The following is a 26,671-nucleotide window of genomic DNA, read 5'->3' as shown; positions in this document are numbered from 1 at the left end:
TAAGTTAATTCAGCGCGGAGTTTCTGTTTGTCATGACATTGTCGGTCATCGATCCTAACCAGCCTTTTCAACCTGCTTATCAGCCGGCCATTGACGACTTAGTGCGTTTCTTGCGGGCCGGGCTGGGGGAGGTGCTGCACAGTATTTATATCTACGGCAGCGTGGCACGTAAAACCGCCCAGCCCGGACACTCTAATCTGGATGTGGTGCTGGTCACTCATCGTGACTTTGACGATAAGAAAGCCACCCTGCTCAATACGATTCGCTGGCGTTTTCAGAAAAGTTTCCCGTTTGTGACCGATGTGGCGATCAAAACCGCTGTGGTGAGCGATGTGGCGACGCTGGAGAGTATTTTTTCCTGGGGGCCGATGCTGCGCCACTGTTGTGTGTGCGTGTATGGCGATAACCTGGGCGACTGTTTTGGTGATTACGAACCGAGCTGGGAAATCGCCAAACACTGGAATATGGATGTGGGTGACTGGCTGGTTTACTACCGGGAAAAAATCGCTAAAGCGGCCACGGCCAAAGAGCAAATCAGGGCCCAGCAGACCATTGCTAAAAAGCTGCTGCGCGCCAGTTATTCGCTGATTATGTACCGCGACAAAAACTGGTATGACGATCCGAAGGAATGTGGGCAGCATTTTGTCCGTTACCATCCGGAAAAGCAGCTCGAGGTAGAGCGGCTGAATATTCTGCTTTCCACCAGAGTCATTCCCAAGCGCTCGGTAATTGGTTTACTGGACAGTTTTGGCGTTTGGTTAGTGAAGCAATATGAAAAAACCGAGTTTCGTATCGGCTGAAGACTCAGATTCGGCTCAAATCGAGGTATTTCTCCCATATCCGAAAGATTTATTTACCACGTATCGTGCGGATTATCATGATATGTGACTGATATGTTAAGCTCTGGCTCTCTGAGTAAATCGAGTTCTCTGGGTAAATGGAGTTATAGATGCCTGAGTTGTCAAAACCTCTCGCTTCTGGTCGGGAGCGGTTACTGGATAAAGGCGCACGGTTTATCGTTAGTTCCATGCAGGCGGTACGTGAAAGCATGGTCTGGCTGATTCCTTGTCTCATTTTGTCATCGTTTGCCCTGCTGCTGGCCAGCATGGGGGAATGGCTGCTGGATGAACGCCCGGGTTGGGTCGATGTGATGTACAACACCAATCAGGTTATCGGCGAGTTTTTTCCTTATCTGATGACAGCGACCTTATCTTACGTGTTGGCAATGCACTGGCGTCTGCCAAGGCCTCCGGTAGCGCTGATCAACATTTTTTATCTGGTGCTGGCAGCGGCAATGTCACATTCTGATGTGGCACTGATGACCTTTCATATCGTGCTCTCGATCGTTATCCCGCTGTTCTCGGTTCCTCTGCTGGCAAAACTGCTCGCTTTTGAGCGCTTCAATATCACCTCATCTAACAGTGCCGGATCCATCGTTAAAGAGTCACTGAATATGGTGATTCCGGCCATCATGGTGGCCGCGGTGGTGATGTTGGTGACTCGTGGTTTGTTTCTCCTCTTATCCCATCTACCGTTTGAAAGCTTGTTTAGCCCCGATTATGCCAATGAACCGTGGTTGTTTGGTCTGACGTTTTCCGCCCTGAATTCACTCCTGTGGTTTGTCGGTGTCCATGGTTATTATGCGCTGTTACCTATGGTTGATTTGCTTCAGGAAGCCAGCAGTCTGAGCTATTCGACGGTCCTTGCCGGTGGTGCTGTGCCCTATGTCATGAACCTGTCTTTTATGGGCACGTTTGTGTTTATCGGCGGCAGTGGTGCGACCTTATCTCTGGTATTGGCTTTGCTGCTGTTTGCGCGTCAGCGCACCCTGCGTTTGATTGCTCTGGCCAGCATTCCGATTGCGTTTATCAACGTCAATGAGATTCTGCTGTTTGGCCTGCCCATCATTTATAATCCGCGTCTGCTGCTGCCTTTTGTGCTGACTCCGATGTTGAATGTGGTGACCGGACTGCTCGTGGTACAGTGGGGCTGGGTCAGTGCCCCGAGTGTTTCGGTGCCTTTTCATACTCCGGTGCTGTTTAATGCCTGGGTATCGACAGAAGGGGACTGGCACGCGGTGTTGCTGCAACTGTTCAATGTGTTGCTGGGTTGTGCCATCTATTTCCCGGCAGTGAAGCGTATGAATAAGTTCTATTCCGGCAGCGAAATCAAGATTTCTGCACTGAATACCTCTTACCTGCGTCGTGAAGAAGAAGCGCAGTGGCTGCAGGATGACCCGATTCTGCTCGCGCAGCAAAAACAACGTGAACAGCATACGGTCGAGCAACATCTGCGCGGTATCAGCAGTAAAGAATTCTGTCTGCAATATCAGCCTCAGGTGGACCTGCGTACTGGCCGGGTGACTGGCTGCGAAGCGCTGATTCGAACCATGGATGAAAAGGGTGCTCTGCAATATCCGGGCAGTTTTATACCGTGGCTGGAACAGGCTGGCATGATGAAAGAGATGGATTTATGGGTATTTCGCCGGGTTGCACAGGACTTGAGTCACTGGCGCTCTCTTGGAGTTGATTTACCGGTGAGCGTCAACATTTGCCCGCAGACACTGCTCGACCGCGATAGCCTGGATATTATCGCGGCACTGATTAAACCGCTACGTGGTCTGGTTCATATCGAAATTACCGAAGAATCGTTGCTGGTGGACGAGCAGTACATTATGTCGGCCTTCAAACGCTTACGTGAGCTGGGAGTTGAAATCCACATCGATGATTTTGGTACCGGCTACTCATCACTCAGTTATCTTAACCGCTTTGATATCGATTGTATTAAGATCGATCGTTCCTTTGTGCTGGCGCTGGACAATCCGAAAGGCAGAAAGGTATTCGCCAGCCTGCAGTCTCTGGCTGAGTCGTTGGATCTGAGTGTGATTGTGGAAGGCGTCGAAACAGAGCAGCAGTTGAGCTGCATTGAAACCCGCTCCGAGGTTTCCGTTCAGGGCTGGTATTACGCCAAAGCACTCCATAGTGACGATTTACTTGAGTATGTGCGCCAGGCTCAGAATAAGCCTAACTGAGGCGCACTGAGCTGGTCGAATTGCCGGCCAATAAACGGCAGTATGGCATCGGCAACCGGCTTGAGCTGTTTGTCGATGTAATGCTGATAGTCCATTGCGCTGTGTTGATACTCTCTCGGCTCCGGTCCGTTGATGGTCATGCAGTATTCAATCAGCCCACGGTTCTGATATTGCAACGGACGTCCGAGACGTTGATTGATTTCATCCGCCATACGGGCAGCACGCACCTGCGGCGGCACGTTTTTCTGATACTCATGCAGCTTACGGCGCAGACGTTTCTGATATACCAGTTCGTTATCGTGTTCACCGGCCAGCGTCTCCTCGACAATCCGGCGAATATAATCATCAGGCTGCTCGCCATGGAAAATCATCCGGTACAGCTCGGATTGGAATTGTTGCGCCAGCGGAGTCCAGTCGGAGCGGGCGCTTTCCAGACCCTTGAACACCATTCTTTCGTTGTCACCTTCGCCAATCAGTCCGGCGTAACGCTTTTTCGAGCCGGTTTCCGACCCCCGGATGGTCGGCATCAGAAATTTGCGGTAATGGGTTTCGTATTCCAGTTCGAGAATCGAATTGAGGGCGTATTCTTGTTTGAGGTGTTTGCGCCACCATTGGTTGATGTGTTGTACCAGTGACTGACCAATCTGGTCGGCATCCTGCTGCGAGTGTTCACTGCCGAGCGAGACAAAGGTCGAGTCGGTGTCACCGTAAATGACCTGATAACCGCGCGCTTCGATGAGCCGCTTGGTCTGCTTCATGATCTCGTGCCCGCGCATGGTAATGCTGGAAGCGAGGCGGGTATCGAAAAAGCGGCAGCCTGAGGAACCCAGCACGCCATAAAACGAGTTCATGATGATCTTAATCGCTTGCGAGAAGGCTTTCTCATTATTCTTTTTCGCTACGTCACGTGCGGCCCACAAGTTCTCGATCATCTGTGGCAGAAAATGCCGGCTGCGATGAAACTGGCCGCCGCGAAAACCGGGCACAGCCTGGTCAGGTGCGTTGCCAATCTGAAGCTGCAGCCCTTCAATCAATCCCATCGGGTCAATCAGAAATGAGCGGATAATGGACGGATACAGGCTTTTAAAATCCAGCACCAGCACTGAATCGTACAAGCCAGGGATTGAATCCATTACATAGCCGCCGGGACTGGCCAGCCAGTTTTCCGAATGCAGGCTGGGAGCGATATAACCCGCGCGATGCAACTGCGGCAGATACAGATTGGTGAAGGCGGCGACCGATCCGCCGACGCGATCGAGCTCGACACCTGTCAGACGGGATCGCTCAATGGCAAACTCAAGCAAATGGGTGTGCGCAAAGATACGATTTACCAACACGCAGTCCTGCAGGTTATATTTGGCCAGGGACGGTTTGTCTTCACGATACATGCGATTAATTTCGTCCATGCGGTCATGCACGTTATGAATCGCTTTCCCTGCGCCAAGCAGTTCTTGGGAAACCGACTCCAGTGACCAGGAGCGGAAATGGTAGGTCGCGGTTTTGAGGGTATCGATGCCGTCGAGTACGACGCGGCCGGGAATGGTGATGAAGCCTTGCTGCGTCTGACTGGCCGTACGAAAAAAACTTGGCTGGCGGGCACGGCCGATCATCAGTTTTAGCTTGTGCCACTCCGCGCGTTTGTGCAGCAGACGAAAGTCAAAATCAATCACGTTCCAGCCGACGATGACATCCGGGTCAAAATGTTCGAACCACTCTACCATCGCGGTCAGCAGGGCGTATTCGTCCTCAACCCACTGAATCTGAGTCTCAGCCGTTTGCGGCTTGCCAACCATGATAACCCGGCTGTCCATTTCTGAGTCGAGTCCGATAGAATAGAGAATGCCTTTTTCTGAACACTCAATATCCAGTGAGACAACCTTGAGATTGGGAATGTAATCGCCCGGTCGACACTTGACCTGCCGTGCACTGGAGTAGGATCCCATCGATTGAGCCGGGCCGGAAAATTCGACACTACCACGGATAAAACGCTCCATCAGATAGCGATCGGCAAGGCGGATATCCGCTTCCAGAGTCAGCAACTCCGCTTGCGTCAGATGCGAGACAAGCGCATTGGAATGCTGGATGGAATCACTGTAACAAGCGGCTAATGGCTGTTGCTCGAATGATTTGAGCGGCAGTGGGCGAAACTGGGCTCGCAGACGATGTTGACGGGCGATGTCCTGCGCAGCATCGATGTCCTGCTGGAGGATAAAAAACACCGGCTGTTCGCCACGGATTAGCAGTTGAGTCGGGCCTTGATCAGTCGCCAGCCACAGTTCGATCTGGGTTTGACCTCTGACGTCCCGGGCTTGTCTGGTTAATAAAAAGCCTTGTTGAATACTCACGTTCCTGATCCGCTATTTATGTTGACTGACTGGTTATTATGCCGTCTGGCGATAATTGACTTCAGCATTGCCAGTCTGCGACTTTGTCCACAAGCGGGCCAAGAAAATTGCATATAATAATACGGGTGGTTACTGCGCGTAGGGCAGTGCCGGGACGTCATCAGACATGCTCTTGGGTCGCTGGAAGTGTCGTTGACTGAGCACTATAACAAATTTTCGTGTAAAGCGGACGCAATCCTGCTTTTAACCACCAGATCCGGGCCTGATTGCTGATACCTTAAGCAAGATGAGCTGTTTTTGTTCATTGAACCGATTCAGCCACTTGCGCAAGCTCTGTTCAAAGGGGTAGACGGCAAGCGTGCTGCGCGGTACTCTGAGGTTGAAAGTTTTCTTAAGTTATTGATTTAATAAATAATGCATAATCAATGACATTAAGGATTAATAAGTGCTTGCTAAAGTTTGCGTTTCAGCACATATTCAGGGTAAGCAAAAAGTTTAATTTAAGTTAGACTAGGGCAGCCATGCTGCTATCCACTACCTCGGTGGGTGCAGAGCCATTAGTTAAGTGTGGAGATACAAGTTTGATAAGTGTTTTCCTTGTAGATGATCACGAGCTGGTTCGCACAGGGATACGACGTATTATTGAAGACGTCCGTGGAATGAACGTAGCAGGGGAAGCTGATAGCGGTGAAGAAGCCGTCAAATGGTGTCGTAATCACCATGCTGACGTTGTATTGATGGATATGAATATGCCTGGAATCGGTGGCCTGGAAGCGACCAAAAAGATTCTGCGTTTCAATCCTGACGTGAAAATCATCGTGTTAACCGTTCATACAGAAAACCCGTTTCCGACCAAAGTTATGCAGGCCGGAGCGGCAGGCTATTTGACCAAGGGTGCCGCCCCGGATGAAATGGTGAATGCCATTCGCGTGGTGCACAGTGGTCAGCGTTATATTTCTCCGGAAATAGCGCAGCAGATGGCTTTGAGCCAGTTTTCGCCAGCCTCTGAAAATCCATTTGCCGATTTGTCCGAACGTGAGCTTCAGATCATGCTGATGATCACCAAAGGGCAGAAAGTGACCGATATTTCGGAGCAACTCAACCTGAGTCCTAAAACGGTCAATAGCTACCGTTATCGTCTGTTTGCCAAACTCGACATCAGCGGTGATGTTGAACTGACGCACCTGGCGATCCGTCACGGAATGCTGGATACCGAGAAGTTGTAGTGTCTGCGTTTGATTCTGTTTCGTTTCTAAAGACTGTCACTAATCAGCCTGGCGTGTACCGTATGTACAACGCCGAGGCTGAAGTGATTTATGTCGGTAAAGCCAAAGATCTGAAAAAGCGCCTCTCGAGTTATTTTCGTAAGAAAATTGACAGTGAGAAGACCAAGGCGCTGGTCAGTCATATTGAGAAAATCGACGTCACGGTGACCCATACCGAGACCGAAGCTCTGATCCTGGAACACAATTATATTAAGCAGTATTTGCCAAAATATAATGTGTTGTTACGGGATGATAAATCCTACCCCTATATCTTTATCAGCGGCCATAAACATCCGCGTTTGTCGATGCATCGTGGCGCGAAAAAGCGCAAAGGGGAGTATTTCGGGCCTTATCCGGACTCCGGGGCAGTGCGTGAAACGCTGCATCTGCTGCAGAAGATTTTTCCGGTACGACAGTGTGAAGATACGGTTTATAGCAACCGTACCCGACCGTGCCTGATGTACCAGATCGGGCGTTGCGCCGGGCCTTGTGTCAGCACCATTATCTCCGATGAAGAGTACGCCGAACTGGTCAACTATGTTCGTCTTTTCCTGCAGGGTAAAGATAAACAGGTGCTGGAAATCCTGATCGCCAAAATGGAAAAGGCGAGTCAGGAACTGCGTTTTGAGCAGGCAGCCAAGTATCGCGATCAGATTCATGCTATCCGCCGGGTACAGGAGCAGCAGTTCGTCTCGGAAGACAGCATGGATGACATGGATGTACTCGGTTTTGCTCAGGAGAATGGCATCGCCTGTATTCACATCCTGATGATTCGTCAGGGTAAGGTACTGGGCAGTCGCAGCCATTTCCCCAAGATCCCAAACAAAACCACCCAGCAGGAAGTGTTCGAAAGCTTTCTCAGTCAGTATTACCTCAGCCATAATGAGGCGCGCACTGTCCCGAGCCGTATTATCCTCAATCAGGAACTGCTGCCAGACACCAGCGCGCTGCAGGCGGCTCTGAGCCAGCTGGCGGGGCGTAAAGTCACCTTCCATGCTAACTCGACCGGCATCCGTCGTCGTTATCTGAATCTATCGAACACCAATGCGCTGACGGCACTGACCAGTAAGATCAATCATAAGATGACCATCAGTCAACGCTTCAAAGCGTTGCAGGAAGAGTTGGGGATGACCAGTATCGCCCGTATGGAATGTTTCGATATCTCCCATACCATGGGTGAAAGCACCATTGCGTCTTGTGTGGTCTTCAATCAGGAAGGGCCGGTGAAGCAGGAATACCGTCGTTACAACATTACCGGCATTACCGGCGGTGATGATTATGCGGCGATGGGGCAGGTACTGGAGCGACGTTACAGCAAACAGCTGGATGTCGATAAGATCCCGGATATTATCTTTATTGATGGTGGTAAAGGGCAGCTCAACCGGGCGCATGAGATTCTACAGCAATGTTGGCAGGACTGGCCCAAGCGGCCACGTTTGATCGGTATTGCTAAAGGCGTGACCCGCAAACCGGGACTGGAAACTCTGATTACTACTGATGGAGAAGAGTCCCATCTGCCGAGTGATGCACCCGCACTGCATTTGATTCAGCACATTCGTGATGAAAGTCATAACCACGCGATCGCCGGACACCGCGCAAAGCGGGGCAAAACCCGTCGTACCAGTACGTTGGAAGGTATCGAGGGTATCGGCCCGAAACGTCGCCAGGCGTTGCTGAAATACATGGGTGGTTTGCAGGAGCTGAAACGGGCAACTGTGGAAGAAATCGCCAAAGTGCCCGGCATCAGTCATTCTTTAGCAGAAAACATTTATCAAGCATTGAAACAATGACAAAAATACCGCACCATTAACGCGCAGTTGATAAGAGCCTAAAAATATGCGTTTGAACATACCCAACATTTTGTCTTTAATACGACTTTTCCTGATCCCGGTATTTGTCGTGTGTTTTTACCTGCCTTACAGCTGGGCACCGTTTGCTGCGGCAATGGTGTTCTGGGTCGCAGGCTTCACCGACTGGCTGGATGGAATGTTGGCGCGTAAGTTGGGCCAAACTTCCCGTTTTGGCGCTTTTATTGACCCGGTCGCCGACAAAGTACTGGTCGCCACCGCGCTGATTTTGATCACTGAGTACTACCACAATATCTGGATTACCATTCCTGCTGTCACCATGATTGCGCGTGAGATTATTATTTCGGCACTACGTGAGTGGATGGCGGAAATCGGCAAACGCGCGAGTGTTGCCGTGTCGTGGATTGGTAAAGTGAAGACACTGACTCAGATGTTTGCTTTGTGGGTACTGATTTGGCATTACGATGACTGGATGGTCTGGTTGGGATACGCCGCAATTTATATCGCAACCATTCTGACTTACTGGTCGATGGTGCAGTATCTCGCTGCCGCGAAAGACGATTTACTCAGCGCAGAACATCATTAGAAAAACGGGCTTCGGCCCGTTTTTTGTTTCGGCATTATTTCTTTGACGTTTTAGCAGTGCTGACAGCGTGAAATCGGCGGAGAGAAGTCGGTTATGTTGAGGAAATTACGCTATTTTTTGTCGTCAAAATGAGCAATTTAACGCTTTCTGAATGTAAAATAGACAAACGATTTAAAATCAAAAAAATTGTGTTGACTCAAGGCATCGAATCCGTAGAATGCAATCCCGTACTCAGGAGCAACGTTGTAAAGCGTCAGCGAATAAGTACACGAAGGCGCGTTGGCAGAGTGGCCATGCAGCGGATTGCAAATCCGTGGACCTCGGTTCGACTCCGGGACGCGCCTCCATTTGCGACACTAGCTCAGTTGGTAGAGCGCAACCTTGCCAAGGTTGAGGTCACGAGTTCGAACCTCGTGTGTCGCTCCAGATTTTATTTTAGTATGGCTGATACAGCGATACTTTTAGATGGCGTTACCATCGCAACAATTTTGCGTGCCCTGGTGGTGAAATTGGTAGACACAAGGGATTTAAAATCCCTCGACTTTCGAGTCGTGCCGGTTCAAGTCCGGCCCGGGGCACCATCTCTCTGCTTATGCAGAACATGCGACACTAGCTCAGTTGGTAGAGCGCAACCTTGCCAAGGTTGAGGTCACGAGTTCGAACCTCGTGTGTCGCTCCATTCTAAACAAAAAAGCCTGACTAATGAGTCAGGCTTTTTTGTGTCCGGGGTTTAATCATCGCTAAGGCTTGAGCCGATACAGATTACCGCTGTCGGTGGAGAAATAGATCCAATCGTCTGGTGAACGGCTGATATCACGGATTCGCTCGCCGAGTGAATCGACCAGGCGCTCTTCTTTTACCCCTATCTGATTGCTATCGAGCGTAATCACGTTGATGTGAGTCAGCTTGAGTGCACCGGTCAGCAGTTTGCCATTCAAATCCGGGTAGCGCTGGCCGCGATAGAGCAGTAAACCACTCGGGGCGATAGAGGGGATGTAAACCTGACGCGGCGATTCAATCCCTGGCGCTTCTTCACTGTCACCGACATCGAGCGGACCCCAGTATTCTTTGCCGTGTGATGTTCTCGGCCAGCCATAGTTGGCACCCTTGTGAATCAGATTAATTTCGTCGCCGCCTCTCGGCCCGTGTTCAATTTCCCACAGGCTTTGAGTCTGCTGATCATAAAACAGCCCCTGCGGGTTGCGGTGGCCATAACTCCAGATCTGTGCCTGGGCATTAGCCTGGCCGGCGAACGGGTTATCATCCGGTGTACTGCCATCGAGATTGAGGCGCAGAATACTGCCGGAGTGGACACTGAGATCCTGGCCATTCGGACGCTTGCCTCGATCGCCCACGGAAAAGTACAGATGCTGGTCATCAAAAGTGATGCGACTGCCGTAATGGCGTGAAGTGTCAGAGCCAGAGGTCGTAACCAATAAATCGTGCCACTCTTTAACTTGTTTTCCGTCCCATGTCGCAACCGCTAACGTGGTATCGGAACCTGAATCACGCTGTTTGCTGTAGGTAAAATAGAAGGTTTTCGGATCGCGCGGTGACAGGGCCACATCCAGCAGGCCGCCCTGGCCGTTGGCATACACAGACTCAACACTGAGCAGCGACGTTTTACTCTGCGAGGGCAGATCAACCAAAACCAAATCGCCGTTGCGTTCTGTCACCAGCAGCTGCGTATCGGAGACAAAACTCATTCCCCAGGGAACCATTAAACCGCTCATGACTTTTTCGGCCTGATAGGCCCAGGCTGGCGAATTGACCGCTAATACTGCCGCGACGCTGAGAGCCGAGCCGCTTAACCAACGTACCATAATCTTTTCCCTGATAGTTTCTGACAGACATGTGTTGTCACTGTAGACAGCTTAGCAGTTCAGATATGCAATTGGTCAGGCGTTAAGAAACGGTTACATTTTGCCTGTCTGGAATCATGCGGTTCAGGGGATGAACCGCACAAATCAGGGGTGGGATTTACATCAGGGGAGAGGTGCGTAAAGAGGAGACGTGTTTACAGTTGCTTTAGCATCCAGACATCACAGCCGTTATGCTCAGTACCGGGCATAGGCGCAGATAAATGTTGAAAGCCAAGGGCTTCATACAAGCGCACAGCACTGGTCATCGTCGACAGTGTATCGAGATAACATTCACGAAAGCCCTGTTGGCGTGCGTAAGTCAGGCATTGCTCCGCGAGTCTTTTGCCAAGTCCATGGCCACGACTTTGCGGCAGCAGAAACAGTTTTCGCAGTTCACACACGCTGTCGCTACCATTGAAAGGAGCAATACCGCCACCGCCGACCACGTCGCCATTCAGTGTCGCGACCCAGTAGCCCCAGCCATTATCCAGCCGGTAATAGTGACTCATTTGCGTGACCTCGGCATCCGACGGACCGAACCCTTCACCAATAGCGCCGAACTCCGCGCCGACCTTTTGAATAATGTCACCAATTGACGAATCAAATTCGGCTGAGATGGGGAAAATATCTGATTGCTCGGATTGCTTGGATTGCATAGTGAGTGACCTCATATTATTCGGGTTTTATTCATCTCGGTTAGTGCAGCAACATAGCATAAAACCTGAGCTGAAAGGGGTAAATTTAGTTGCCGTAACCAGTCGTGATGGGCTGTTTTTGTCTTGGCGGCGCCCTTTTCCGGCCTGGTTTGGAAACAATTCTTTAACCAGAGGAAAAAAGCTGCCTAACAAATACGCGAAAGTCGCGTCAAAGCGGATTTCAATTTGGCTTTGACAGCAGCTTTCGTTACTATGTACAGCTATTTAAAAACCCCCAAGAAACCCTTATGGTTACCCTTATCGGTACCCCAAAAGGGCACCAAGGTAACCCTTTCGGGCTCCTTAAGGAAACTGCTCCTTAGCAGACGAGGAAACGATGCAACATCTACAAGAGATCATTGCTAACGCGACAGCAGCCATCAATGCTGCGGAGTCGTTAGTCGCACTGGATGAAGTGCGTGTTCAGTATCTGGGTAAAAAGGTGAGCTGACCGCTCAGCTTCAGAGCCTGGGTAAACTACCACCAGAAGAGCGTCGCGCTGCTGGTCAGGAAATCAACGTCGCCAAAGAAACGGTTCAAAAAGCGATTGCTGCGCGTAAAGACAGCCTGCAACGTGCTGAACTGGAAGCCAAACTGGCTGCGGAAACGATTGATGTGACCCTGCCTGGCCGTCGTATCGAAAACGGTGGTCTGCACCCGGTAACCCGCACTATCGAGCGTATTGAAAGCTTCTTTGGTGAACTTGGCTTTACTGTTGAGTCTGGTCCTGAAATCGAAGACGATTTCCATAACTTCGATGCCCTGAACATTGCTGACGATCACCCGGCGCGTACTGATCACGATACCTTCTTCTTCAATCCGAAGCTGATGCTGCGTACTCACACCTCAGGTGTTCAGATTCGTACTATGGAAGAGAGCCAGCCACCACTGCGCTTTATCGCACCGGGCCGCGTTTACCGTAACGACTACGACCAGACACATACCCCAATGTTCCACCAGGTGGAAGGTATGCTGGTGGATGAAAACGTTAACTTCGCGCAACTGAAAGGCATCCTGCATGACTTCCTGTGCAACTTCTTTGAAGAAGATCTGGAAGTGCGTTTCCGTCCGTCTTACTTCCCGTTCACAGAGCCTTCTGCAGAAGTGGACGTGAAAGGTAAGAACGGTAAATGGCTGGAAGTACTGGGCTGCGGTATGGTGCATCCAAATGTACTGCGCAGTGTTGGTATCGACCCTGAAAAATACTCTGGTTTCGCATTCGGTATGGGCGTAGAGCGTCTGACCATGCTGCGTTACGGTGTGAACGACCTGCGTGCGTTCTTCGAAAACGATCTTCGTTTCCTAAAACAGTTCAAGTAATCCAGAGGTTTAATCACTATGAAATTCAGCGAATCTTGGCTTCGTGAGTGGGTAAGCCCTGCGGTTACCACTGACGAGCTTACTCATCAAATTACTATGGCCGGCCTGGAAGTGGATGATGTCCTGCCAGTTGCGGGTTCTTTTAACGGCGTTAAAGTCGGTCACGTTGTGGAATGTGGCCAGCATCCTGATGCTGACAAACTGCGTGTGACCAAAGTGGATGTGGGCGAAGAAGAACTGCTCGACATCGTGTGTGGCGCACCAAACTGTCGTCAGGGTCTGAAAGTGGCTGTGGCAACCGTTGGCGCAGTGCTTCCGGGTGATTTCAAAATCAAAAAAGCGAAGCTACGCGGCCAGCCTTCACACGGCATGCTGTGTTCGTTTTCTGAGCTGGGTATCGACGTTGATTCTGACGGTATCATGGAACTGGCACAAGATGCGGTTATCGGCACTGACTTCCGTGAGTTCCTGGGTCTGAACGATGTGACTGTGGATGTTGACCTGACATCAAACCGCGCTGACTGTTTCAGCATCCGTGGTATGGCGCGTGAAGTGGGCGTGCTTAACCGTACTGACGTGACTGAGCCTTCAGTGGCAGCCGTTGCGCCTTCTATTGATGACACCATTGCGATTGAAGTGAAAGCGCCGGCTGCTTGTCCGCGTTACCTTGGCCGTATCGTTAAAAACGTCAATGTTGCAGCAAAAACGCCGTTGTGGATGCAGGAAAAACTGCGCCGCTGCGGTATCCGCTCTATCGACCCTGTGGTTGACATCACTAACTACGTGATGCTGGAGCAGGGGCAGCCAATGCATGCATTTGACCTGGCACAAATCGACGGTGGCATCGTGGTGCGTCTGGCAGAGCAGGGCGAGAAACTGACGCTTCTGGATGGCAACGAAGCGGAACTTAACGAAGACACTCTGGTTATCGCAGACAATTCGAAAGCGCTGGCGCTGGCCGGTATCTTCGGAGGCGAGCACTCAGGTGTGAGTGCAGAAACCAAAGACGTGATGCTGGAGTGTGCGTTCTTCGCACCGGATTATATCCGTGGTCGCGCTCGCAGCTACGGCCTGCACACCGATTCATCCATGCGTTTTGAACGTGGTGTGGACTACGCACTGCAACACGCGGCGATGGAACGTGCGACTCAACTGCTGGTTGACATCTGTGGTGGCGACGTAGCGCCAGTGGTGGCGGCTGAATCGGCGGCGGATCTGCCAACACCAAACACTGTGACTCTGCGTCGCAGCAAACTGGATAACCTGTTGGGGCATCACATTGCTGATGCGGACGTGGTTGAAATCCTGCAGCGTCTCGGCCTGAGTGTTGAAAGTCACGCTGAAGGCTGGACGGCAACGGCACCAACCTGGCGTTTTGATATTGCTATCGAGCAGGATCTGGTGGAAGAAGTTGGCCGTATCTACGGTTACGACAACATTCCAAACCAGGCTCCGGCTGCGGCTCTGAACATGAACCTGCACAAAGAAGCGAATCTGCCACTGAAACGTGTGCGTGATCTGCTGGTTGACCGTGGTTACCATGAAGCGATCACTTACAGCTTCGTGGAGCCAGAGCAGCAAAAACTGATCGTGCCGGATGTTGAGCCGCTGGTTCTGCCTAACCCGATTTCAGCCGATATGTCTGCGATGCGTTTGAGCCTGCTGCAAGGTCTGTTGAACACTGTGGTTCACAACCAGAAACGTCAACAGCCACGTGTCCGTCTGTTCGAACAAGGTCTGCGTTTTATCCCGGATCGAGCGGCAGAAAATGGTATGCGCCAGGAGCCGATGCTGGCAGGTGTTATCTCTGGTACCCGCAGCGAAGAGCACTGGAATATTGATACCGCCACGGTTGATTTCTTTGACCTGAAAGGCGATGTGGAAGCGATTCTGGAACTGACCGCGAATGGCAAAGCGTACAGTTTCACTGCCGCTAAGCATCCGGCACTGCATCCTGGTCAGTCAGCGGCTATCGTGGTTGACGGCAAAGAAGTGGGTATCCTGGGTACTGTTCACCCTGAACTGGAGCGTAAGTTTGGCCTGAATGGTCGCACCATCGTATTCGAAATTGAATGGTCTGCAATCAACAGCAAAGTGATCCCAGAAGCGGTGGCACTGTCTAAGTTCCCGTCTAACCGTCGCGATATCGCTGTGGTTGTTGATGAGAACGTAGCATCCGGTGAAATCGTTAATGCCTGCCTGGCTCAGGGCGGTGAATTCCTCAAAGATGCCAAACTGTTTGACGTTTACGTCGGTAAAGGTGTCGAGGAAGGTAAGAAGAGCCTGGCTATCGCGCTGACGCTGCAATCCGGCGAGCGTACGCTGGAAGATGCGGACATCGCAGGCGCTGTTGACTCGATTGTTGCTCATGTGTCTGAGACATTTGGTGCGGCTCTGCGCGACTAATCTGGTGTAATGAGTGGAAAGAGCAGGCCTTTCGGTCTGCTCTTTTTTTATTCGCGATTTGTCAATTATCGGCTATTTTGCTGCATTTGGTGGAAATAGCGTGAGCAAGCACCTGATTTTACGATCAATTTGAAAAAATTTTTGGCGGAACAAAAAAATTTCCTACTCTCTAACTAGAGAGAACCTCTGAAGATTTTGGTATACTCATGATAACTGACTAAAATATCAGTGATTTTTTACTCAATTTGATGTCACGTGTTGCTTTTTCACCTGTATATCGCCCTTTTGTAACTGATTGAATTGTAATAGAAGGATAAAAAAGTTGGCGAAAATCATACGGTTGGCATACACTTTCCAGAGAAAGCCGATAGGTTATTGATTGGCTGAGTAAAAGTTGCTTTGGTGTTGCCACTGGGCAGCAAGGTTTAACATAGCTTTGAGGGAAGTTTTATGGCGCTCACAAAAGCCGATTTGGCTGAAAACCTGTTTGAAAAACTTGGGTTTAGTAAACGGGATGCCAAGGAAACGGTGGAGGTGTTTTTTGAAGAGATTCGCAAAGCACTAGAAAGTGGCGAACAGGTAAAGCTCTCCGGGTTTGGTAATTTCGATCTGCGAGACAAGAATGAACGTCCGGGACGAAATCCTAAGACCGGTGAGGATATTCCGATCACCGCTCGACGTGTCGTAACGTTCCGCCCAGGGCAAAAACTAAAAGCCCGAGTCGAGAATATAGAACCGTCCGAATAAGACCGCGCATTAGACCACGCATCGCTGCGTGGTCTTTTCATTTTTCCTGCCGGGTCAAGCAGCGCAGCGTGCTGTTTATGCCGCCTGAATCCGGGTTGTGATATACGGCTGCCATGCGTTCTGGTACAGATCGCGCGAGTGCTGTCGTATGTGATGAATTTTGGCCTGCTCCCAGTCATTAAGACCACGTTTTTCCTGTCCTGCTCTGCGTTCAATCGCCTGAATCTCTTCATACAATTGATGCTCTGGGCCGCTTTTGACATCAGCGATGGCTTTCAGATGCAACTGGACTTCCGCTATTAGTTTGCTGCCGGGTAGTTGAATCAGAACCATGAGGTCACGATAGCCGGAAGGTGCCGGATTTTTAAAACGGTTTTTGACTTTGACTATGGTGGCTTCGCGGCTGAGTACTTCATAAGCTTCGACCAGGCTTGGTACATCGTCGGCGATTAATGTGGCACGCGCAAGGTCGGTAATGCGCTGTGCGTTGCCATCAAATTCGAGTTCAACTTTTTTTGCGGCACGCGGGTAAGACTTTACTCCGGCAAAGTAGGCTTGGGTAGAGGTTAGCATAGCGGTGCTTTGACACAGAGTTTCTAATTCGGTTTGCGCCTGTGCTGCATGGCTGTATAGGGTATCTAAATCCTGATAAGGCTGCAGCACGTTACGTTCGCTGGTATGGATGGCGTATAGCCCACTCAGGCTATGTTTAAAAAATCGGGCACTGACCTGATCTCGGGACTCTTCACGTGTCTCTTCCGCTGACACGTCATACGGCAGAGTCGCGGCGAATGCCGGCGCACGGCTCAGTACCAAAAGCATTAAAGCAGTCGTTCGTAGCAGTAGGCTCATTCCCTCTCCTTAACTTACGCTGTTAGGTCAAACGTGGCATTTAAAAGGCCCTAACACGAGATAAACGGCTGCTGCTCTTCTATGAGGTGTGGGTGAGAGCGCTAAAATTCAATTCTACGCTGCGTCGTCTTGTAGACACTGTGGTCAAGATCACACCACAATCCTCGTTAATTCAGACGATTATTAGCATAAACAGTTCCGTGTAAGCATGTAACCAAGTGTGTCTTTCACAAAATGCTGACCGGAATTTGAAAAGCGGCTACCGAATCGTGCCGGAATTGGGTACTCTAGCGGGCTCGGAAATCTTCACGGAGCGGGTATGAAAGATCCAGAATTCTGGCACCAGAAATGGGCCGCAAATAAAATTGGTTTCCATCAGATGGATGTCAATACGCTGCTGACCGACTACTGGCATGCGACACAACCCAAGCGCGAAGATCGCGTATTGGTGCCTTTATGTGGCAAAAGCGAAGATTTGGTGTGGTTAGCTCAAAAACATGATGATGTTCAGGGTGTTGAACTGAGCCCGATCGCGGTACGCGCGTTTTTTGCAGAACACTTCTATACTCCATTGGTGACTCAGGTAAACAGTCAGCACGAACTGTATCAGTTTGATGAACTGTCGGTTTACACCGGAGACTTTTTTACAGCGCCGCTGGAGTCGGTTGACCTGATTTATGACCGAGCGGCTTTGGTGGCGTTGCCCGAAGAGATGCGTACAGACTACGCGCAGCGCTTAAAGCAATTACTGCGTCCCGGTGGGCGTATTTTACTGGTTAGCCTGGATTATGATCAAAACGAAATGAGTGGTCCTCCCTTTAGTGTGCCGCAACACGAGGTTGAAGCTTTGTTTGGTGAGTTTAAAGTCACCCGTTTGCATCGTGATGACAGTGAAGCCCAGCAACCGAAGCGCGGCGATAAGGCATTGACTCGTTTTGCCGAGGAAGTGTGGCTGATCGAGTCGTAACAGAGTGCGCGATTACCTGATGATTGAATTGTCAAAATAGAGATTGCAAAGGGGGCGCTATACGCTAAAATACGCCTCCTTTTTTCGCTGGGTGGCCTCCTTTTTGCGAGGTGGAAAAAATAAACAACGCAAAGAACGTTGTGGCTATTCCTTAAACCGCGGTCGCTTGCCGCAAGAACAGAGGTCCTAGTATGTTTCTTTTTGGTAGCCGTAAACAAAATCCCCAATTGTCACCAGAGCAAGTGAGTGAGATGAGCTCGGCTTCGCACATCCTCAATGCTGTTAAACAGAGCGTTCCTTATATCGAATTCACTACCGAGGGACGGATCCTGGCGGCGAACGATGCGTTTCTGCAGGCTGTTGGTTATACAGCGCAGGAAATAGAAGGTCAGCATCACCGTATTTTTTGTGATTCTAAACTGGCTAGTAGTCCGGAGTATCAACTTTTTTGGCGTGAACTGGCGCAAGGACAGCCACAACACGGTACGTTCCGACGTATAACCAAAACCGGCAGTGATATTTGGATTGAAGCAACCTATATCCCGGTGCAAGACGACAGTGGCAAGACAGTGAAAGTGGTTAAAGTCGCCAGTGATGTGACGAAAGAAACATTACAGCTCAAGCGTCAGGATGCCATTTTCTATGCGTTGAAAAAGTCGCTGGCGTTTATTGAGTTTACGCCTGATGGCCATATTCTCAACGCGAATAAAAACTTCTGCCGCACCGTCGGTTATAGCCTGGAAGAGATTCAGGGCAAACATCACCGTATGTTCTGCACCGATGAGTTTTTGAAAAAGCAGAGTGATTTCTGGCCGTCGCTGGCGCGCGGTGATTTTAAGTCCGGCCTGTTTGAGCGCCTCAACCGCCAGGGAGACATTATCTGGCTGGAAGCGACCTACAACCCGATTTTTGATCATAATGGTAATGTGGTTCGAGTGGTGAAGTTTGCCAGTGAGATCACGGAGCGGGTGCTGCATATGCAATCCATCCAGCGTGCATCCAGACTGGCGCAGCAAACGTCACTGGATACGCTCGGTATGGCTAACGATGGTGCCAATACCCTGGATGCGGTGACCGAGATCGCCAACAACATTGATCGCTCGGTAGAGAAAGCCTCGACCTTGATGGAACAGCTGACAGAACAGTCGCAACAGATCGCGAAGATTGTTACCACGATTTCTAACATTGCCGATCAAACCAATTTGCTGGCGCTGAATGCTGCGATTGAAGCGGCCAGAGCGGGGGAGTACGGGCGCGGCTTTGCCGTTGTGGCGGATGAAGTGCGTAAGCTAGCCTCAAACACCTCGAATGCGACCGATGAGATTAGCAATATAGTGCAGCGTAACAGTGAGTTGACTAAGATATCCGGTCAGACGATGGATGACATTCAACGTAAAGTGATTGAGTGTAACCAGCAGTTGCAGGCCACTCAGGCTTTGATCGAACAAATTCGTGGTGGCGCTAATAATGTTGCTGAAACGGTCGGACAGTTGGTTAACGATTAAAGTCGGCGATTGTCCGGCTGGTCGCTTGTCTGGCAGGTAAACAATAGGTATGAATAAGCGCGCTCTTGGGCGCGCTTATTGTTTGTAGCCAACCTGAACGATTCCTTCAGGGCTATTTTTAAAAGCCCTTGGGAATGTCTTTGGTGTTTGACGTTGTTATTTTTATTCAGCGAATACGGATACTGTCCCGTTAGTATTCAATTTTTACCTGTTTAGCACATTCAATCGCACGATCAGTCGCCTGAGTGGTATCTTTACCACGTGTCAGCGCGACACCCAGACGGCGGCGACCGTTGATTTCCGGTTTACCAAACAAACGCAGTTGAGACTGAGTAACGCTGAGCGCATCCTGCAGACCCGAGAAGCGGATATCGCCAGACTGACCCTGACCCAGAATAGCCGCTGAAGCGGACGGGCCGTATTGGGTAATCTGACCAATTGGCAGGCCGGTGAAAGCACGGACGTGCAGAGCAAACTCGGACACATCCTGAGAAATCAGGGTCACCATGCCGGTGTCATGCGGACGAGGTGACACTTCGTTAAAGATAACCTGGTCACCTTTGACAAACAGTTCCACACCGAACAAACCGTAGCCACCTAGCGCGTTAACGATCTGTTCTGCGACGTATTCTGCCGCTTTAAGCGCATTTTCAGACATGGCTTGTGGCTGCCATGACTCACGATAGTCGCCATCTTCCTGGCGGTGACCGATTGGTGCACAGAAATGCACGCCATCCACTGCGCGCACGGTCAGCAGGGTAATTTCGTAGTCAAAGTCGATAAAGCCTTCGACGATTACGCGTCCGGCACCGCTGCGGCCACCTTCCTGGGCGTATTGCCAGGCTTTATCGATATCTTGTGCAGTTTTGATTACACTCTGGCCTTTGCCTGATGAGCTCATAACTGGCTTACACACGCATGGAATACCCACGAATTCAACAGCAGCAATAAAGTCCTCATAGCTGTCAGCGAAGCGGTAAGGAGACGTTGGCAGCGCCAGATCTTCAGAAGCCAGGCGACGGATACCTTCACGATTCATGGTCAGGCGAGTGGCATTTGCGGTCGGCACCACATTCAGGCCCTGAGCTTCAAGTTCTACCAGTTTGCTGGTCGCAATGGCTTCGATTTCCGGAACCACATAGTGGGGTTGTTCCAGTTCGATCACTTTCTGCAGTGCGTCAGCATCAAGCATGTCAAACACATGACTGCGGTGAGCGATTTGCATAGCCGGTGCGTTGGCGTAGCGATCGCAGGCGATCACTTCCAGCCCTAAGCGCTGACATTCAATCGCTACTTCTTTGCCCAGCTCACCAGAGCCCAGTAACAGTACGCGCGTTGCGCTTTCTCGAGTTGCAGTCCCGAACATACAGAAAGAATCCTTATAAAAATGCTTATGACTTTAGCGAAAACAGCGTAATGATACTGGATCCAAATAAAAAAGCAAACGTTTGCGCAAGAGTGGTATGCTGTAATCTTATCGCATGACGAAACGCTCAGAATAGAAACAATGCTTAGCTAATCCCATGTTTACCAGTTGGTTTTTGAGACTGCGACCAAATCCGACCGGACCACAGAAGCTGACACTGGAGCGGGCCAGGTCGAGTTGCCGGGCAACTCTCTCTGCGCACAGGTATTGATTCTGACTTGCCGTGTAAACATGCAGGGTTACCTTTGGTAAAACTTGTACCAATTTACCCAGCAACTGGACAAAGTAGCGCTGATTTTCATTTTCACGGCAGTAAAACAGTTCGATGTGACGCCCTGATGACGAAGGTGTTATCCGCAGTGCCTGTAACCAGGCGAGAAACGGGACAATGCCGATACCCGCACCAATCCAGACTTGCTGCTCATGCCGGGGATCTGAAAGCGTCCGTAGCCTCCCTCGACTCTGACCGTTTGATTCACTGACACTTGCTCAAACAGTTGATGGGTATAGTCGCCTAAGTTTTTGATTAAAAATCAGATGTCATGTGCATAACTATTAATAATCGATAATGCAAGCGAGAGTGATTATTTTTAACTCGCCAAAGAAAACGCGAAAACTAATAACAGTGGCAGAGTGAGCACACAGAAAAAATTACCAAATAACACCATAGAGGCAACGTGTTCCGGTTCTATATGAAAACGCTCAGCAAAGAGATAGTTCATTACCGCGGGAGGCAACATGGTGAAGAGCACCATCATCTGCAACTGCATTTGAGGTAAGGGGACCCAATAGTAGATACAGGCAAACGCAATCGCGCCGGTAACCAGTGACTGCAGGGTTGCAATGACGCCGACTTTTAATCCGGACAAGCGCAGATTCGTCATTTGCGAACCCAGCGACAGCAGCATCACGGGCACCGCAGCCTGGCCAAGCAGTGCTGTTGCTTCATGCAGCGGTGACCAAACCTGGCTGCCAGTAAGATTCAAAGCCATTGCGGTGGCTGCGGCAATAAATACCGGTGCGGTCAGGATCTGGCGCAGCGAACCGCCTTTGCTGAGCAGAGCCAGCCCCAGACTGATGTGCAGGCACGCGGAAACCACAAACAGCAGCACAGCCGAAGAGAGTGCGGCATCACCGAAGGTATATGTAAAGAGTGGAATAGCCAGATTCCCGCTATTACGAAACATATGCAGCGGCGCCCAGGCTTTAAAATTCCAGCCACCCAGACGGCAAATCGGCACCATCAGCAGACCCGGTACCAGTACCGCAATAAGAGAAGCATAAATTAAGGGCAACTGCCCGTCACTGAGCGGCATGGTCGAGAGCGATGAGAACACCAGGGCCGGCAGACAGGCATCCATGTTAATGCGGTTGATGGGGCGAAAGTCGGGTTTGAGCCAATAGCCGATGGCAAACCCGACCGCAACCAGGGCCATAACAGGAAAGAGAATACTAACAACCTGCGCAAACATAGAAATCCTTTTCTTCAGTGCTGACGATAGCGCCATGTGTGATGACGATGTTTAAAACTATCAGGCTTTTAGGTTCAGGTCGTCGTGCTGGATAACAATCCTGAATGTTAGATGAGTGAGATGAAATTCTGGGTTATTACTTGTACAAGCCGATGGTACAGAGCAGACCCTGCAGACGTTCGGCTCACAGTAGCCGAGAGAGAAGTGAGCGGCTCAGTTTAAGCCAAGTAAAACAGAAAAAGCCAGACTTCAAGTCTGGCTTTTTGCTAGCGGCGATGTCGTCCTGAAATGTGTTTATCCATTGAAGACGAGTTATGGCTTCAGTCCAGTGACAGATAGGTCATTGGGATATCAGGATGGATGACTTCCAGCGTTGACTGGGTTGCGGCCAGATGGCTGATGCGACCTGAGTTCATTTCAACCAGGGCTGCAGCCTGGATCTGCTCAAACTCTTCGCCGGCCATGCGAACCTGAATCAGAGCAACCTGAAGTGGTGGCAGGCTGGGGTTGAATGCCGCATTCTCTGCATATGAACCCAGATAAACATGCCCGTTTTGAGTTTGCAGTGCTACACCACTCAGGTTGTTGGTGTAAGGCGCGTGGCTGCTATTCAGTGCACGGAGAGCGTGTTGCAGTAACGTATCATCTTCGTCGCTGACTTTGCCATGGTCAACTTTGGCCATCAGAGCGGACTTAATGCCAAGATCTGAAGGGCCGAACGATTCAGGCAGATAGTATTGCAGTGACTTTTCTTCGCGTTCCGGTAACTGAATTGTCAGTGTTTGCGACGTGTTGAGCTCATTCATAAACTGACGGCAGTGGCCGCAGGGACTGTAGTTGACGGTGACATCAGCCAATCCTTCTTCGCCTTTCATCCAGGCATGGCTGATGGCTGCTTGTTCTGCATGAATGGTCTGGTTCAGTTGTGCGCCTGAAAACTCCATGTTACCGCCGAAATAGAGGCGACCGGACAGACCGCGCACGATCGCACCGACATAAAATTCCGAAATTGGCACGTAGGCGTATGCAGCTGCTAGTGGCAGTAAGGCGACACGCAGTTCGGCATCGCTCATTTCCGCGATGGTAAGTAACTGGTCAAATTGATCGGAAGACAAAGTCGCGTCAAAGTCATCAGCCAGCACAATCGGAGCCAGATATTCTCTGACGGGTTGTGGCATGCCTGCCAGCGCCTGTTCAATACGGCTTTTCATACTCAATCCTTATTGGTGTATTGAAGTGTATTTTAGGCAACTGACACCAAATGGATGTGATCAATATCACTTAAATAAATGTAACGTATTTTAATATTTCATAATTAGAGTGACGTCACACATGGTATCGATTGCAGCGAGGCATAACAGCCTAGCCCGGCCTCTGTGAGAGAAGGCCGGGCGAGTGAAGAGAGTATGAGCAGTGGCCAGAGAATAACGTTAGAGGTTGGACAGCCAGAGCGCCAGGCTGAAAACGGTCGGCGCCAGAATCGAAGTGATGACACCACAGACCACTAGTGCCAAAGAACTGAATGCTGCATCACGGGGATCTTTCTCCGCACAGGTCGCAGTCCCGAGCGCGTGCGAAACCGTGCCCATGGTCAGCCCTTTGGCGATAGGATGGGAAATATTGAGCAGGTTGTAGATTGGATAGGCCATGATGGCACCAAACAAACCAACCAGCAGGACCATGATAGCGGCAACCGACGGCTCACCACCGAGATTGCTGGCCACTTCCATTGCAATGGGAGTTGTCACCGATTTGGCCATTAAGGCGGCAATTAAAGTGATGTCAGCGTGCATATAAACTGCGATCAAGCTGGCGCTGAGCATCGACATCACGCTGCCTATCCCGCAGGCCAGTGTAATGATACGCCAGTTGGCACGGATTTGTGGCAGCTGCTCGTAAAGCGGAAATGCCAGTGCGACCACCGCAGGTTGCAACAGGTAGCTGATCCAACGGTTATCAGCATAGTAAGTATCAAAGGGGACTTTTAACGTCAGTAGCAGTGGGATAAGTATGGCAATACAGACTAAAAGCGGATTCACAAAAGGAGAACGCGCTTTCTTTGCGACCCAGCGGGCAAAGAAGAAAACCAGTATCGTAACGATTAACCACATGATTTTTTACCTTTTTTTAGTAGTCGATCGAGGATGAATCCCAGTGTGACTATGACCAGCGTTGTGCCGCCGATGGCGCTGGCAAGAATGATCCAGATATTGGCGGCCAGCATATCAAGGTGAACCATTAAGCCGACGCTGACCGGTACAAACAACAGAACCATATAGCGAATAAAGATGTTGGCTCCCGGCTTAACCCAGGCGACTGGTACCAGGCCGCTGGCCAGCAGGCCGAATAAAATCAGCATGCCGATAATGCTGCCCGGAATAGAGACTTCCAGCCAGCTCTGCAGATTGGTACCTGCCAGCAGGCAGAGAAAAATCAGTAAGAATGAAACAATATATTGTGCGATGGTTTTTGCCATGAATATCAGCCGTTATCCATTTCTGACCTGATAAGTCAATTAAAAAGAGGGTGAATCAACTAAACGTTTTATGGATCAACTAAACGTTTTGTGAATCAACTAACAAGTTTGTGGAACAATTAAAGACCGGCCTGTTAACTTAAAAGAAATCAGGGGCCTTGGCCCCTTCAATACAAGCACTTTGTACCCTGCGTCTAACTGGCTAGTTTTTCTACATATTGATAGACAGATTTTAATATGGCTATTTTTTTGCTGTCACTCTCATGTTCGTGAACTAAGTTTTCCAGGTTCAGCATATAGTCGGGCAGATGAGTTTCAAAGTACTCCCGGCAATGTGCGTTCCAGCGACGCTGTTCGCTTTCGTTTAGTGTCCATGGGTAGTGGCGGGCACGGTAACGGAACAGCAAAGGTTCAATTCTCGGGTCACTGAATGTGATGCCCAGCTCTCCCAGAAACTCAGGGTTCGTTGAGCGGATGATATCCATCGACGCTTTGTCGGTGGGTGAGAAGAAACCATTGTAAAGCTGGGTATCCACATCGTGATTGTTATCGAATTCGCGCTCAATATTAAACAGGCCAATCAGTTTTTCCCTGATTTCCGGATGTTGACGAATCAGTGCCAGATTAGCCAGACACTGCTGACGATCAATCCCAATCTGATCGGCATTTTCTGCCGTCAGGGTTTTGGCTGGCGCCAGAATCGGACATTTATTCAGATGAATCAATTTGACCGGTACCGGCAGTTCATCCGGGCCCAGTTCATCGTGTCGTGTATACATACGGGCGTGCAGAGCATCGACATCTAAGTCGAGCAGTGGCTGTGGATCTTTGGCCAGATCAACAACGATGGCGGCGTTCTGGTTAGTCGGATGCCAGGCAACGGGGACGACCCAACTGGTATACTGGCACTCACGTCCCAGCATGCCGGAAACATGCATCAGCGGCGTCATATTAACGATGTCGATCAGTTCATTCAGCTTGCGCTTGGTTCGCATCGAGTAGAAATAATCAAACAGTTTGGGTTGGGCGGCTTTCACTTTCTTAGCCAGCTCGATAGTCGCGATAACGTCTGCCATTGCATCGTGGGCGTTCTCATGCTCGATACCGTTGGCTTTGGATAAGTGCTCAAGCTTAAAGCTGGTGAAACCGTCTTCATTCTCCGGCCATTCTATACCCTGAGGACGAAGAGCATGACAGGCTCGCATTACATCCAGCAGATCCCAGCGTGAATTACCGTTTTGCCAGCTCCAGGCATAAGGGTCAAAGAAGTTGCGGTAGCAGGTGTAACGGGTTACCTCGTCATCAAAACGAATGCTGTTATAGCCCAGACTGGTCGTGTTGGGGGTCGACAGTTCCTGATGGATACGGGCAATAAATTCAGGTTCAGGCAGGCCTTGTGACATTGCTTTCTGTGGAGTGATGCCCGTGATCAGCGCCGCTTCCGGACCAGGCAGGTAATCACTGGGTAACTGACAGTAAATCACCAGTGGTTCACCAATGATATTGAAATCTTTATCGGTACGTACGCCAGCAAACTGGCTTGGTCTGTCTTTCGCCGGACTGGTGCCCCAGGTTTCGTAGTCGAAAAAGAAGAATGTCGGTTGATGATCTTGCTGCTGGTGGGGTGCGGTGTCTTTCACGCCAAACCTTATATTTTCTAAGTTAATGTATTATATGTATTTTCTTGTCTAAGCTAATCAGGCATCTGTGACGAGCATCATAGATGAGCCATGATATTGTACCTGAGCAGGGGTTACAATGGTGCTATTAGCCTTTGTGACAATATTCCATGATTCCTTTCCCCTATTGGTTTGTATTACCGACAGGACGATATGCGTTTGTTGAAAAACATACTATGTCTGGTTAAAGACATAATACGCTTGGTTAAAAAGGGACATACAGTTGATG

General features: G+C 50.2%; 20 protein-coding genes, 4 tRNA genes and 1 pseudogene. 14 read left to right on the top strand and 11 right to left on the bottom strand.

The window, feature by feature from the left end:
* The first annotated feature begins 32 nt into the window (after positions 1–32).
* Complete coding sequence (locus tag KNV97_RS11995) at positions 33–800, top strand: nucleotidyltransferase domain-containing protein (protein WP_218563214.1); 768 nt, start codon at positions 33–35, stop codon at positions 798–800.
* A 149-nt stretch (positions 801–949) separates the two neighbouring features.
* Positions 950–3,031: an EAL domain-containing protein gene (locus tag KNV97_RS11990; RefSeq protein WP_218563213.1), complete on the top strand. Its 2,082-nt coding sequence runs from the start codon at positions 950–952 to the stop codon at positions 3,029–3,031.
* Here KNV97_RS11990 and KNV97_RS11985 read toward each other — a convergent pair.
* Positions 3,013–5,376 (bottom strand): DNA polymerase II, encoded by a 2,364-nt coding sequence (locus KNV97_RS11985; RefSeq protein WP_218563212.1) that lies wholly within the window; start codon positions 5,374–5,376, stop codon positions 3,013–3,015. The two genes, KNV97_RS11990 and KNV97_RS11985, sit on opposite strands and share 19 nt — an antisense overlap.
* A gap of 581 nt (positions 5,377–5,957) precedes the next feature.
* On the opposite strand from KNV97_RS11985, the gene uvrY reads away from it, so the two are divergent.
* The 7 genes from uvrY (at position 5,958) to KNV97_RS11950 (ending at position 9,714) form a co-directional block, all read left to right on the top strand.
* Positions 5,958–6,602, top strand: a complete 645-nt coding sequence (gene uvrY / locus KNV97_RS11980; protein ID WP_024374216.1) for a UvrY/SirA/GacA family response regulator transcription factor — start codon at positions 5,958–5,960, stop codon at positions 6,600–6,602.
* Complete coding sequence (uvrC, locus tag KNV97_RS11975; RefSeq protein WP_136484049.1) at positions 6,602–8,431, top strand: excinuclease ABC subunit UvrC; 1,830 nt, start codon at positions 6,602–6,604, stop codon at positions 8,429–8,431. The genes uvrY and uvrC overlap by 1 nt, the downstream gene beginning before the upstream one ends.
* A 46-nt stretch (positions 8,432–8,477) precedes the next feature.
* Positions 8,478–9,035, top strand: a complete 558-nt coding sequence (pgsA, locus tag KNV97_RS11970) for a CDP-diacylglycerol--glycerol-3-phosphate 3-phosphatidyltransferase (protein ID WP_136484048.1) — start codon at positions 8,478–8,480, stop codon at positions 9,033–9,035.
* A 273-nt stretch (positions 9,036–9,308) separates the two neighbouring features.
* A tRNA-Cys gene (locus tag KNV97_RS11965) sits at positions 9,309–9,382 on the top strand.
* A gap of 3 nt (positions 9,383–9,385) precedes the next feature.
* Positions 9,386–9,461: transfer RNA gene (locus tag KNV97_RS11960), tRNA-Gly, on the top strand.
* Positions 9,462–9,529: 68 nt separating this feature from the next.
* Positions 9,530–9,616, top strand: a tRNA-Leu gene (locus KNV97_RS11955).
* A 22-nt stretch (positions 9,617–9,638) separates the two neighbouring features.
* Positions 9,639–9,714: transfer RNA gene (locus KNV97_RS11950), tRNA-Gly, on the top strand.
* A 61-nt stretch (positions 9,715–9,775) separates the two neighbouring features.
* Here the strand turns inward: KNV97_RS11950 and KNV97_RS11945 are convergent.
* Both KNV97_RS11945 and KNV97_RS11940 read right to left on the bottom strand, forming a co-directional pair.
* On the bottom strand, positions 9,776–10,858 hold the full coding sequence (locus KNV97_RS11945; protein WP_218563211.1) for a PQQ-dependent sugar dehydrogenase: 1,083 nt from the start codon (positions 10,856–10,858) through the stop codon (positions 9,776–9,778).
* Between the two features lie 194 nt (positions 10,859–11,052).
* A complete protein-coding gene (locus KNV97_RS11940) occupies positions 11,053–11,553 on the bottom strand; it encodes a GNAT family N-acetyltransferase (RefSeq protein ID WP_218563210.1) in 501 nt (166 codons plus the stop codon).
* A 376-nt stretch (positions 11,554–11,929) separates the two neighbouring features.
* On the opposite strand from KNV97_RS11940, the pseudogene pheS reads away from it, so the two are divergent.
* From pheS to ihfA, 3 genes and pseudogenes are all read left to right on the top strand, one after another.
* A pseudogene (gene pheS / locus KNV97_RS11935) lies at positions 11,930–12,912 on the top strand (phenylalanine--tRNA ligase subunit alpha).
* An 18-nt stretch (positions 12,913–12,930) separates the two neighbouring features.
* Positions 12,931–15,318, top strand: a complete 2,388-nt coding sequence (gene pheT, locus KNV97_RS11930) for a phenylalanine--tRNA ligase subunit beta (protein WP_218563209.1) — start codon at positions 12,931–12,933, stop codon at positions 15,316–15,318.
* Positions 15,319–15,768: 450 nt separating this feature from the next.
* Entirely contained in the window at positions 15,769–16,065 is a 297-nt protein-coding gene (gene ihfA / locus KNV97_RS11925) for an integration host factor subunit alpha (RefSeq protein ID WP_136484043.1), read from the top strand.
* A 75-nt stretch (positions 16,066–16,140) separates the two neighbouring features.
* Here the strand turns inward: ihfA and KNV97_RS11920 are convergent, their stop codons facing one another.
* A complete protein-coding gene (locus KNV97_RS11920; RefSeq protein WP_136484042.1) occupies positions 16,141–16,917 on the bottom strand; it encodes a nucleotidyltransferase family protein in 777 nt (258 codons plus the stop codon).
* A 319-nt stretch (positions 16,918–17,236) separates the two neighbouring features.
* Here KNV97_RS11920 and KNV97_RS11915 point away from each other — a divergent pair, with 319 nt between their 5' ends.
* Together KNV97_RS11915 and KNV97_RS11910 are read left to right on the top strand one after the other, a co-directional pair.
* Entirely contained in the window at positions 17,237–17,884 is a 648-nt protein-coding gene (locus tag KNV97_RS11915; protein WP_136484041.1) for a thiopurine S-methyltransferase, read from the top strand.
* 191 nt (positions 17,885–18,075) lie between these two features.
* Positions 18,076–19,389 carry a methyl-accepting chemotaxis protein gene (locus KNV97_RS11910; protein WP_136484040.1) on the top strand — a complete coding sequence of 438 codons (1,314 nt, stop codon included), beginning with the start codon at positions 18,076–18,078 and terminating at the stop codon, positions 19,387–19,389.
* 190 nt (positions 19,390–19,579) lie between these two features.
* On the opposite strand, the gene purT is transcribed toward KNV97_RS11910, so the two are convergent.
* From purT to sbcB, 7 genes are all read right to left on the bottom strand, one after another.
* A complete protein-coding gene (purT, locus tag KNV97_RS11905; RefSeq protein WP_136484039.1) occupies positions 19,580–20,755 on the bottom strand; it encodes a phosphoribosylglycinamide formyltransferase 2 in 1,176 nt (391 codons plus the stop codon).
* A gap of 108 nt (positions 20,756–20,863) precedes the next feature.
* Positions 20,864–21,169: a ferredoxin reductase domain-containing protein gene (locus KNV97_RS22005; protein ID WP_256612992.1), complete on the bottom strand. Its 306-nt coding sequence runs from the start codon at positions 21,167–21,169 to the stop codon at positions 20,864–20,866.
* 236 nt (positions 21,170–21,405) lie between these two features.
* Positions 21,406–22,287 carry an AEC family transporter gene (locus KNV97_RS11895; protein WP_218563208.1) on the bottom strand — a complete coding sequence of 294 codons (882 nt, stop codon included), beginning with the start codon at positions 22,285–22,287 and terminating at the stop codon, positions 21,406–21,408.
* Positions 22,288–22,607: 320 nt separating this feature from the next.
* A complete protein-coding gene (cdd, locus tag KNV97_RS11890) occupies positions 22,608–23,498 on the bottom strand; it encodes a cytidine deaminase (protein WP_218563207.1) in 891 nt (296 codons plus the stop codon).
* A 219-nt stretch (positions 23,499–23,717) separates the two neighbouring features.
* Entirely contained in the window at positions 23,718–24,398 is a 681-nt protein-coding gene (locus KNV97_RS11885) for a CidB/LrgB family autolysis modulator (protein ID WP_136484036.1), read from the bottom strand.
* Entirely contained in the window at positions 24,389–24,763 is a 375-nt protein-coding gene (locus KNV97_RS11880; RefSeq protein WP_218563206.1) for a CidA/LrgA family protein, read from the bottom strand. The genes KNV97_RS11885 and KNV97_RS11880 overlap by 10 nt, the downstream gene beginning before the upstream one ends.
* 194 nt (positions 24,764–24,957) lie before the next feature.
* Positions 24,958–26,403 (bottom strand): exodeoxyribonuclease I, encoded by a 1,446-nt coding sequence (gene sbcB, locus KNV97_RS11875; RefSeq protein WP_218563205.1) that lies wholly within the window; start codon positions 26,401–26,403, stop codon positions 24,958–24,960.
* Positions 26,404–26,671 lie beyond the last annotated feature (268 nt).

It is taken from the genome of Vibrio ostreae (assembly GCF_019226825.1).
Taxonomy (GTDB): Bacteria; Pseudomonadota; Gammaproteobacteria; order Enterobacterales; family Vibrionaceae; genus Vibrio; species Vibrio ostreae.
This window is presented reverse-complemented; position numbering and strand designations above follow the sequence as displayed.

Coding starts and splice junctions, on each gene's coding strand:
- KNV97_RS11995 (WP_218563214.1), top strand. CDS start 33: ATGACATTGTCGGTCATCGATCCTAACCAGCCTTTTCAACCTGCTTAT.
- KNV97_RS11990 (WP_218563213.1), top strand. CDS start 950: ATGCCTGAGTTGTCAAAACCTCTCGCTTCTGGTCGGGAGCGGTTACTG.
- pgsA (WP_136484048.1), top strand. CDS start 8,478: ATGCGTTTGAACATACCCAACATTTTGTCTTTAATACGACTTTTCCTG.
- KNV97_RS11945 (WP_218563211.1), bottom strand. CDS start 10,858: ATGGTACGTTGGTTAAGCGGCTCGGCTCTCAGCGTCGCGGCAGTATTA.
- KNV97_RS11940 (WP_218563210.1), bottom strand. CDS start 11,553: ATGCAATCCAAGCAATCCGAGCAATCAGATATTTTCCCCATCTCAGCC.
- pheT (WP_218563209.1), top strand. CDS start 12,931: ATGAAATTCAGCGAATCTTGGCTTCGTGAGTGGGTAAGCCCTGCGGTT.
- ihfA (WP_136484043.1), top strand. CDS start 15,769: ATGGCGCTCACAAAAGCCGATTTGGCTGAAAACCTGTTTGAAAAACTT.
- KNV97_RS11920 (WP_136484042.1), bottom strand. CDS start 16,917: ATGAGCCTACTGCTACGAACGACTGCTTTAATGCTTTTGGTACTGAGC.
- KNV97_RS11915 (WP_136484041.1), top strand. CDS start 17,237: ATGAAAGATCCAGAATTCTGGCACCAGAAATGGGCCGCAAATAAAATT.
- KNV97_RS11910 (WP_136484040.1), top strand. CDS start 18,076: ATGTTTCTTTTTGGTAGCCGTAAACAAAATCCCCAATTGTCACCAGAG.
- purT (WP_136484039.1), bottom strand. CDS start 20,755: ATGTTCGGGACTGCAACTCGAGAAAGCGCAACGCGCGTACTGTTACTG.
- KNV97_RS11895 (WP_218563208.1), bottom strand. CDS start 22,287: ATGTTTGCGCAGGTTGTTAGTATTCTCTTTCCTGTTATGGCCCTGGTT.
- cdd (WP_218563207.1), bottom strand. CDS start 23,498: ATGAAAAGCCGTATTGAACAGGCGCTGGCAGGCATGCCACAACCCGTC.
- KNV97_RS11885 (WP_136484036.1), bottom strand. CDS start 24,398: ATGTGGTTAATCGTTACGATACTGGTTTTCTTCTTTGCCCGCTGGGTC.
- KNV97_RS11880 (WP_218563206.1), bottom strand. CDS start 24,763: ATGGCAAAAACCATCGCACAATATATTGTTTCATTCTTACTGATTTTT.